The organism is Enterobacter sp. Li2LvB3 (genome assembly GCF_056156645.1).
The window spans coordinates 63,027-71,912 of sequence record NZ_JBSICG010000028.1 but is presented as its reverse complement, the minus strand read 5'-3'; the positions used below and the strand labels follow the sequence as shown (position 1 = coordinate 71,912).

Below are 8,886 nucleotides of genomic sequence, written 5' to 3'. Positions count from 1 at the left end.
GATTATCTCTTTCTATAATTTTAATTTCGGAAGTAGTAGTTAATGTCCAAACAGACGCAGCTGTGGCTGCACAATCTGACAGTTACGCAGAGAGGTTAATACTATCATCAACAGTCTTACACAGAAGGGTTATCATGTAAGTGGTAGCCTTTTCTTTTGCCAAGCTAGACGAACCGTCAGGTGAGTATAGTCTTGTTGCGTCAAGGGGGTGCGGGGGACTCTCCCCTGCGTTACCTACCTACCTACCTACCTACATTCCTCTCATAAATTAGACGCACTGATGTGCAAGCCCTCTAAAGGATAAATTTAATAAAAATAAATTCATCCAGAATACAGACACTTATAAAATAATTTAAAAATAAATGGAACAATTGTCACTTTTTCGAGTGTATATACATATAGGGTATAAAATATTAGATGTACATTAGAAATACATAGGTAGTAATAAAAAATAAAAAAGTAGCCTAACTAATAAGAGCCTTCCAATAAGAATAATAAAAAGGAAACGAAGGATGATAAAAACGATTGAAGGCTTCTTTGTAGACACGTCTACAGGGGAGTTAGTAGACCCATATGAGTATGGATGTTTACCACCTGACTATAATGTCAGTAACGCAGTAGAGATGGCTTTAACTGGCCTCCCTTTGAAAGAGACTTTAACTACTACTTCCGAAATTAAATCAGGTAGAGGACGTAAGCCCAAAGTGATTGACAACCCCTACTGTTCAATCTTCCAAAACCTAGAGCGTAAGGATTTATATACTACCACTTCCGACATTAAATCAGTGGCTGTTTTGCCCTCGGTTATTGACGATGTAGTTACTGGAGCGTTACGCCTTAACACTGATGGCGGTAACACAGAGATTCCCCGTAATCAGTTGTTGTTTGTATTGTCCCATCTAGAGCGTTTATCTGTTGAGAGTGTCTCCTCGCTGTTAACCGCTAAGCGTGCATTAAAAGGGGACGATGTACCGGGAGAAAGATATTGTCGTTATCTCCTGCGTAAATGTGAGAGTGTTATTGAAAGCCTTTCATATCACATCGAACGTGGCAACATTGAAAAGAATTCAGCATTTGATTTCAATCAGGACGCTGCTGATAACGCTAAATATGGATGCATTCCTAATTGTGTAATTGCCCCAGCCCCATTTACAGAGGGTGACAGAATGGTTATTCGTAGAATGGCTCTTGCCGGTAACACAGTGGCAGCGGATGCTTATATCCAGAAAGTAGCAGACACACAGAAGCGTATGATTGAGCGGATAGCTATTCCGTCTGTTAGGCAGATAGAAAATGAGATGCGTCTAGAGTTTCCATACGATCCTTACCTTAGTGAATACTAATACGGGCAGCGTATAAGGGATATACGTTAGAATATCACTCGCCCTTGTGGTGATGTTCTTAGCCCACCTAATAAAACATAGCCTAGCAGCTCTAACCCAGCCCTGTGATGGACGGTAAAGGTTTGGTCGCCTGAACCGTCCGGCTATGTTCCTAACATAACTTCTAAGACAATCCACCTTATGAAGAAGCTAAATGAAAAACTCATATACATTATGACACTTGAATGGTTGAACTGGAAAACGGGTTTATTCCTTCTGGTAGTGTCAGCCCTACTGAAAATTACATTAGGAATATAAATATGTCTATTATCGAATACCAGTACCCTTCTAATTCTCTGGCAGCAGCAAGAGCGGCAGCCCGTGAGAAATACTATTTCAAAGTGCGTCCTATTGTTGAGGAGCTTCTGGAGTATGGTTACGGAGAAACAGCTCTTGCAAATGCGTTGAATAATAAAGGCGTCCTTACAAGCCACGGTAAAGAGTTTAACGCTGGCACTGTCAAACACCTTCTAAAAATGTTGGGGTATAAAGACTGATGCATACAATCCCGTCCGGTATTACACAAGCAATGCAGAACTCCTCTCCACGTAAACAGCACACTCCTAAAGCCTTTAAATCATATCGGGATAGTGATCTTGTTTATCGTGTCCTAGAGGCAAAAGGAATTTACGATATCTCAGCCACTTTTTCGTGGACTAACACCCATCGCTAAATAACCTCTTAGAACTCCTGTGTCAACGTATACGGGCTTTTCTATTTTAAGAAATCAAAGCGTACCACCCCACTAACAAAACACTTCTATGAGCATTCTATGAATTATAATGAAAACAGTATTCGCATTCTCTCAGCAGAGGAGGCGGTGGTGTACAGCGCCTTTGGCATTGCCTCCCACCTCTCAGCCAAATATCCCACGCTCCCTAGCGAACATATCACCCACATAGCAGAGGCATTATATATTACAGGTCTTCCCCCTTCCCTGTATGAACGCCGCTATTGCTCTCCTGTAGGGGAGACAAGCCCAGACGATATGTTTACTCAAAAAGAGCTGGACGATCTATCCAGCCTCCTTACCGCTTTTATTTCTACATCCAAATAATAAAAAGGCGCAACGCCTCAATAAGAAAAAAGGAAATTATCATGCCTCATTTATTCCCTGAGATTTTTGTTAACAAAGCTGGTTATGCATTTGCCGTTGTAGAGCGTCACGTTAAAAGCGACAAGCACGGCAACGCACTGCACCGTATTCGATTCCTTAACACTCAGTATGAAACGCTGGTAACTCAATTCCATATCAATGCGGGAAGTATTAAAGATTATATGGAGCCTGATGTTTATGGCGTAGGCTATTGGGGTGCAGACCCTAAAACCCTGACATACAGCAAGCGTGAGTACGCGTTATGGAATCGCCTGTTAGCCCGTGTATACGGTGGCTACAAACAGAATGCCTCCTATAAAGATGTTATTGTCTGCGCTCGCTGGTTCTGCTTTAAACATTTCCTCGAAGATATCCGTACACTGAATGGCTATGACAAATGGTGTGAGCAAGTAAGTGATTACCAGCTTGATAAAGATGAACTGTCTAAGCGCCTTGGATTTAAAGTGTATTCCCCTCAGACCTGCCAATTCATTTCTGCTGAGAAGAATTTGGAAATGTGTGCATGGGATAAAATAACTAAGAAACTTCTACGTAAAGCCGTAGATATCCGTAGCTTCTCCTAATTAAATATTCCAACAAAAGGAAACCATTATGGCTATTACAGCAGACCAGTATTTAGAAGTAGTTAACGCCCTCATTGAGAAGGGTATGCCAGAAGAAGAGGCACATGCCACTGTAGCAGCAGAACTTACCAAGCAAAGCGCCCCAGCAGCAGACACCCCGCCTCCAATGCGTGACCAATACGGACGCCTTAACACCAAGGCTCATGCGGAATTCTTTTCTCATACAAATAAGCAAGAGCTGGCTAAGAAATACTTTGACCCGTTAGACGGTATTGAGAGTATCGACACCCTCACTAAGAAAGAGCAGATGGATATTATTACTGGACGTAGCAAAGAGTCCCATAAGCCTAATCCTTTACGCAATGTGCAGGACGGGATTGACTTCTTTAAAAGCCTCCGCGAAGGGAAGTAATTAAGAGCGCCTCCTGAAAGGGAGGCATCTTGTTAATGCTATCATCAATTGAACATGCGAGGTTTTATTATGTTCCTTAAATTCCCTAAAGAAATGTTTGAGCTATTAATTAAGACAGCGAACGAACAGGGTAAAAGCTCCCATGTTTATATCGTTGAGAAAGTTATTAAAGCATTGCACGAAGATGCAAAGCTTGTGAAAGAATAAGAGAGAGAAAACACTTATGAGCAAAGCAATTTTTGAAGAAGCTTCAACCCCTTTCCGCATCTGGTCTATCCTTGCTGTGAATGAATTCAAATTCAAAGAAAAGAAAATTGAATTCCCTATGAATCACCGTGTTGTATTTGCGTATCTGGCATCACTCGGTAGTCGCTTCGGGGATATTTCTGTTAGCTATCTTTCCGTATGCAAGAAAACGGGCATTGCTGATGTAGAAGAAATGGCTGAGATCTTTGGCTGGTTAATGGCCTTTGAATTATTGGCCTATGTTCCAGCCTCGTTATTCGATGGGGAACGCGTCAAGTTTAAATACCGTGTCAATTATCCTGACAACACTTTCCCTTATAACGTTATCCCTGTAAAACTGGAGCGCTAATTCATGGCAGATAATTTAGAACAGCAGCAATCAACACAGACCCCAGCACAAGATTTCTCTCTGGACGATTTCACAGATACAGCTTCCTATTCTATCGAAGATTTTCAGGATGTGGACGCAATTGGAGAAACGCCCCCTCCTGCCACGTCCCTAGCTTCCAACCGCAGCCGTGCCACCACTACTGCTCTACTTAATTCCAATGACCCACAGCAGCAAATGGCGACCTACCAAGCAATTAATACGGAGCTGGTGAATCAGGGGACTAGCTCCACCATGAAGCAGGTAACGGATAAGTATGTGGTAGAAGAGCAGAACGCATACCGCAGAGCCACAGCAGACTTCCTATCCAATCCCGCTGTATCAGATGAATGGAAAGCACAAGCTATCCAGAGCATTAACAGTAAAGATAACCCGCTGTACAACCCACGCGCGTTATTGGCAACCAAAGAGGCCTCCCAGCCTGTTCAAGGGGAGACAGAGGAATCAGCTAATTTACGTGGAGTATGGGCGGCAGGCGTTGGTGATGTCCTTCAGTATCAGCGTGAACAGCAGAAGCAATTTAACGCGATGCAACAGAAGGATAACGAAAGCGCTCTCCCTGATGCTGTAGGATTTGCCGAAGATCTTCTCCCTCTGGTATCTGGCGCTAAAACTGCTGGACAGGTTACAGCTTTAGGGGGTACAGGTGCTGAGGCATTAAAGGCTTTCTTCCTCCCCGGCTCTGGTAAAGAGAAGATTGTATCCACCTTTAATAATCTCCCTCTGGCAGAACGTCAGGCCGCAATGGAAAGTATTGCAGCAGCGTTAAATAAAGACGGCAAGACAATCCTCCTCCCTGACAGCATTGACCAAGAGAATTATGAAGCATTCCAGCAGATTGTTTCTAATGGCTCTTATACCATTTCAGATAAGTATTTAGATAACATCTTTGGCCTGCTGGATATTACAGGCATTGGTAGTGCAATCAGCAAAGGGTTTAAGGCAGCGGGTAGAGCAGCTAAGGTGGCGGAGGGTGTTGAAGAAGCAGCAGCGGCTACAGATTTAGCCCGTAGCTGGCAGCGTCGCTTTATTGCCTCAGATGTGCAGCCTACCGCCCCAGCTCAGGTTGTTAAAGATGCTAACCCGTCCAAGGCTCGACAGCTCCACGCTATGACTGATGCTGATGAATCTGGAGAGTTGGCCTCTAACCTTTATGGCACCTCACGAGAGGAAGCATTAGCCCATGACCTAGCCCCTCAGCCTTCAGCGGTGAAAGGCGGAGTTAAGAGCAAAGTTAGCCGTCCTGAAATTACCAGTGACATGGCTACAATGGCTGACCCTGATATGCTGGATATTGCCGTTAACACAGCGGCTCCTCATATCTCCCAGCGCGAGAAACGGGCATTAGCCGCTAACGTTACTAACGACTTCCTTAACGCTACAGGAATGCATTCCCGCAAGGAAATGACAAGCGTTGCTGAGAGCGTGGACGGTGGCTTGAATGTTTCCGCTGTATATGGTCCCTCAGATAGTGGGTGGGCTAACGTACAGGATGCATTTAATCAGGCTCAATATGCTCTAGCTAAATATGGCGTAGACGAGAAAGACATTACCATCCTTGTGCGTAGCGGTGATGACTATGTTCCTGTAGGACGTGAGGCACAGGACGCTCTCCTGAAAGGAAATAACACGCAGATTAAAGGTGATTACCTTCTGCAAGTTAAGCAGCGCTATGAATATAATGGCAATGATTTACGAGATGAGCAGTTTGAGAAATTCGGGGTAGGTAATATTCTGAATGTCTTTAACCGCTTTGAATTTGCTAATGGTAAAACTGGACAAGGTTCCCTCACATCTTCGGTGATTGACCCCGCGTCTATGTTCTCTCCTGAATTCCTGAAAGGGGCAGTATTAGCAGATATTAAAGCTGACAGCGTAAGCCAGAAGCTATTAGACGCTTCCAAACCATTTATTCAGGCTATGAAGCGTGTCCCAGCAGAGCGCCATTTCGCAATGGAACAACGTATTAAAGCGGCTAACCTGAAGGGGCAAGCTCTGACAGAGGCGGGATTACGCGCTGATGGTTTTAATACAGAGGAAATTGCTGGTCTGCTTTCCTTCCGCAATACACAGGACACTCTCTGGAGTCTCACCAATGCCGATATGGTTAAGAGTTATAAAAACCGTGGCTATGGGAAGCTGACACATAAAGAGAGCGGCTTTGATGTGGTGGCTAAGCCCCTCCCACGTAACCAAGTGGCGGGGGATATTAAAGCTTATGACCCTGTAACGGATGAGGTAAGAACTTTATCTAAGCAGGAAATCACAGAAATGTATTCACGTAATGCTTCTGTGGCTGAAACTGCTGATGTCATGAATATTGATGGTATGCCTATTCAATATGTAATTAACCACAACGCACCTAATTCTGGTTACATCCGTGCATTAAGTGCAGGTGAGCCAGTGCTGTCTTACCGTCATGGCTATTACGCGGTACGATACAAAGACCCGCATTTCATTGAGCGTAAACTTGTTGATGAGAACGGCGCACCTCTCAAAGACAGTAACGGTAATGAAATCTGGAAGACTGTAGCAACTGCCCCAGATATCCCTTCTGCGCAAAAGGCTATCGGGCGTTATACAGCTACCAATGGGGGAGAATATCGTTTCCGTAATAACCTGAAAGGCGAGGAATACGAGAAAGCTAATACGCAGCTTCATACAGCTAGCGGCCTAAGCTCTCAGCGTATCCGCGGTAAGCGTCTGGAAGACTCCCTTGGAAGCAACTTTGAGACAGATGCCGTACACATTGAGTCTCCGGGTGAATCCATGCTTAACAGCATTAACGCTGTTAGTAGCCGTATTTCTTATCGGGATTGGCTGGAAACCTCCAAGCGTCGCCTCATTGCCACTTATTCAGATGTTCTCCCTAAAAAGGATGGACGCATTCAATACCCATCAAATGTATCTGAGATTAAAGGAACGTCTAAAGATGCAGCTGATGCAAGGGCTACATTTGAATATATTCGAGCAATGGAAAATGGCTACACTAATTTGATTGATGATGGTTATAAAGCTGTTGTTAATAACGTCGCTGAAATGTTAGGTGAGAAAGGCTTTGGTAAGCTGGAGCAGATTGCTCGCAAAGGTTCAGAAGCTACTCCGTCTAATATTCCTAAACGCGTTTCGTTTAACCTGATGATTGCCCTTGCCCCTCTCCGTCAATTAGTGTTGCAAAGCTCTCAGAATATTCTGTTAGCTACCCGGTTCCCGTCATACGCTCCGCGCTTGATTGGGGATAATGTCCTCCTCATCACTCATCATCTATCTGCCGGACGTGATCTTCCAGAAGCTGTTTACAAAACCTTTGGACGCAGCAAAGAAGAATGGAAAGCAATGATGAAAGTTCTTGATGAGAGCGGGCTTACGAAAGGCATTAGCAAGCATGACCTTGCGAAAGGCTTAGTTGATTCCACCGCAGATTCATCTATCCGCTCTATGAAAGCGGTAAGAGACAGCAAGCTAAAGAAAGCATTAAAAGCCCCCGTCACAGCGGGACGTGCTATTACTGCTGGCTCGCGTAAGATTGGTTTTGATGCAGGTGAATACATGGTTCAAGCTGGTTCCTTTATGGCTCATTATACTGACGCCACTAAGGGAGGCAAAGCGCTTACCAAAGCAGAGCTGGACAATGTAACTCACTTAGCCCGTAACTTTACAGGTAACTTTGGGCGTAGCGGCAACCTCGCTATGAACCAGAATACCCTTTCAGTGGTTACGCAATATTTACAGGTGCCAATCAAGCTGGCGCAGCTCTTCCTGTTTAATAAGGCCATCCCGCTTAAGAATCGGGTAGGTATGGGCGTGAGTGCTTCCGTGTTGTTTGGCTTTGGCACTGAGGATGTTTACAACCTGTTTGGGGACGATTTACCGTCTGACCCATTCGCGCGTGAACTCGTCACCAAAGGCCTCTTGAGTGCGGCAGCAAATGGATTTATCCGTGGTGTTTCTGGTGATTCAAGCCGTATTGACTTTGGGGCACTTAACCCGTTTAACGCGTATGGTGCTGTGGAGTTTGTACAGAAAGCAATGAACAATGGCCTAGTGTCATTGGTAACGGAGTCTCCTTCTGGCTCCCTCCTGTTTGGTTCCAACCCACGCATTACTAACCTTCTGCGTACAGTTGGACAATTAACGGGTGTAATGCCAGCTGGGGAAAACATGGAGCCTAAGCTGTGGGGGCAAGTGTGGAAGGATGTAGCTAACCTTTCCTCAGGCGCTTCTAATGGCCTTAAGGCTAAATTAGCTCTGGAGTATAGGAAACAATATTCCGCTACAGGGGCTAACGTTGCTGATGAAATATCCACACCAGAAGCATTAGCTATTGCCTTTGGTCTTCCTGTGCAGGATGGTCAAGTGAATTGGGCTATTACTGAAAAACTCGTTGAGAAATACCAGACGCGTAAAGAGGATATTCAAGAGCTGTTTAACCAAACCTCACGAATACTCGTAGCGGAAGGTACACGCGCAGACGAGTTTGATTATATGGCTCAAATGTCACAAACGGCTATGTCTGTTTATAAGGATGACCCACAAGCGCGTGAGATGTGGATGGACATGCTTAAGAAGAAAATGGACGATGGGGATTCACGTTTAATTGACCGTATCATGAAAGCCGCTGGATGGGATAAGCCAGAGGAGATACAGAAGATGTTAGATGATGTCCCTAACCTCTCTCCAGAGGAACGCCAGAATTATAAAGCATGGGCAAAACACCTCGCTGGTGATAAAGCAGAATAAGAATAATAAAAGGACAGGGAAGTCCTACAACGAGGATA

General features: G+C 44.6%; 7 protein-coding genes. All 7 read left to right on the top strand.

Going from position 1 to position 8,886, the window contains the following annotated elements:
• Positions 1–512: 512 nt before the first annotated feature.
• The 7 genes from ACS603_RS20040 (at position 513) to ACS603_RS20010 (ending at position 8,848) form a co-directional block, all read left to right on the top strand.
• Positions 513–1,343 (top strand): hypothetical protein, encoded by an 831-nt coding sequence (locus tag ACS603_RS20040; protein ID WP_047723548.1) that lies wholly within the window; start codon positions 513–515, stop codon positions 1,341–1,343.
• A 299-nt stretch (positions 1,344–1,642) separates the two neighbouring features.
• Positions 1,643–1,879 carry a recombinase family protein gene (locus tag ACS603_RS20035; RefSeq protein WP_165469822.1) on the top strand — a complete coding sequence of 79 codons (237 nt, stop codon included), beginning with the start codon at positions 1,643–1,645 and terminating at the stop codon, positions 1,877–1,879.
• Positions 1,880–2,154: 275 nt separating this feature from the next.
• Positions 2,155–2,439, top strand: coding sequence for a hypothetical protein (locus ACS603_RS20030; protein WP_131701688.1), 285 nt, complete (start codon positions 2,155–2,157; stop codon positions 2,437–2,439).
• A gap of 41 nt (positions 2,440–2,480) precedes the next feature.
• The gene (locus tag ACS603_RS20025; protein ID WP_474944772.1) at positions 2,481–3,062 is read left to right on the top strand and encodes a hypothetical protein; all 582 of its coding nucleotides are present in this window, start codon (positions 2,481–2,483) and stop codon (positions 3,060–3,062) included.
• Between the two features lie 28 nt (positions 3,063–3,090).
• Positions 3,091–3,474: a hypothetical protein gene (locus ACS603_RS20020; protein WP_047723541.1), complete on the top strand. Its 384-nt coding sequence runs from the start codon at positions 3,091–3,093 to the stop codon at positions 3,472–3,474.
• A gap of 223 nt (positions 3,475–3,697) precedes the next feature.
• The gene (locus tag ACS603_RS20015) at positions 3,698–4,069 is read left to right on the top strand and encodes a hypothetical protein (RefSeq protein WP_047723539.1); all 372 of its coding nucleotides are present in this window, start codon (positions 3,698–3,700) and stop codon (positions 4,067–4,069) included.
• A 3-nt stretch (positions 4,070–4,072) separates the two neighbouring features.
• On the top strand, positions 4,073–8,848 hold the full coding sequence (locus ACS603_RS20010) for a hypothetical protein (RefSeq protein WP_474944771.1): 4,776 nt from the start codon (positions 4,073–4,075) through the stop codon (positions 8,846–8,848).
• Positions 8,849–8,886: the final 38 nt, after the last annotated feature.

Excerpts from the sequence above, each read along its gene's own strand:
- ACS603_RS20040 (WP_047723548.1), top strand. The coding sequence starts at position 513 with ATGATAAAAACGATTGAAGGCTTCTTTGTAGACACGTCTACAGGGGAG.
- ACS603_RS20035 (WP_165469822.1), top strand. The coding sequence starts at position 1,643 with ATGTCTATTATCGAATACCAGTACCCTTCTAATTCTCTGGCAGCAGCA.
- ACS603_RS20030 (WP_131701688.1), top strand. The coding sequence starts at position 2,155 with ATGAATTATAATGAAAACAGTATTCGCATTCTCTCAGCAGAGGAGGCG.
- ACS603_RS20025 (WP_474944772.1), top strand. The coding sequence starts at position 2,481 with ATGCCTCATTTATTCCCTGAGATTTTTGTTAACAAAGCTGGTTATGCA.
- ACS603_RS20020 (WP_047723541.1), top strand. The coding sequence starts at position 3,091 with ATGGCTATTACAGCAGACCAGTATTTAGAAGTAGTTAACGCCCTCATT.
- ACS603_RS20015 (WP_047723539.1), top strand. The coding sequence starts at position 3,698 with ATGAGCAAAGCAATTTTTGAAGAAGCTTCAACCCCTTTCCGCATCTGG.
- ACS603_RS20010 (WP_474944771.1), top strand. The coding sequence starts at position 4,073 with ATGGCAGATAATTTAGAACAGCAGCAATCAACACAGACCCCAGCACAA.